The 732-nt window shown below is 45.5% G+C and carries 1 protein-coding gene; it reads right to left on the bottom strand.

What is annotated here, in order from left to right; translation table 11 throughout:
- On the bottom strand, positions 1-560 hold a 560-nt coding region (gene bioD / locus B4K20_RS11125), incomplete at its 3' end, for a dethiobiotin synthase (protein ID WP_289282931.1).
- Positions 561-732: the final 172 nt, after the last annotated feature.

Genomic DNA, 732 nt, shown 5'->3' with positions numbered 1-732 from the left:
TCAGTTGATTCTGATTGTTCAGCCACATGATTCGCCACCCAGCCAGCCAGTTTGAGACCTTGTTGTTCAATAGCTGCCACGGTCAATAAGGCATGATTAATACAACCGAGTTTAATTGCCACCACCAAGATCACTGGCAATTGAAGTTCAACAGCAAGATCGGCCATGGTCCTTTCTGCGTTTAGTGGTACATACCAGCCTCCCGCCCCCTCCACAATGACTGCCTCTGCCTGTTCAGCGATCAATTCATAGCTTTGTTTAATCTTAGCAAGAGAGAGTGTTACTCCTTCTCGCTCCGCCGCAATATGCGGGGCAATAGCGGGTTCAAAGGCATAAGGATTGATCAGTGAATAAGCTAAATCTGTCTGGCTTTGTTTGATTAATGCGAGTGCATCCTCATTTTTCCACTGCCCATCTAACCATTCACAACCGCTGGCAATCGGCTTCATGCCAACTGTTTTATAGCCTTGTTGTTGCAGTAGAGATACCAAGCCCACACTGATGAAGGTCTTCCCTACTTCAGTATCTGTACCTGTTATAAAAAAATGTGTGCTGGTCATAATCGTTTGATCTCACTGATCGGAATATAAACACTGTCGTCATCCGTTCGGCATTGGCCTGATTGAGCTAATTTCCACGCATGGCCAAAAATGACTTCATAGCTGGCAGGTAAACCCTCAGCTTGGCGAAATGTTTCATAGGCTGAAACCACTTTTTGCATCAGTTGCTTTC

The organism is Methylophaga sp. UBA5088 (genome assembly GCF_002414625.1).
Lineage (GTDB): Bacteria > Pseudomonadota > Gammaproteobacteria > Nitrosococcales > Methylophagaceae > Methylophaga > Methylophaga marina.
Note: the sequence above shows the minus strand (reverse complement) of the source record. Positions and strands in the feature narration are given on the sequence as shown.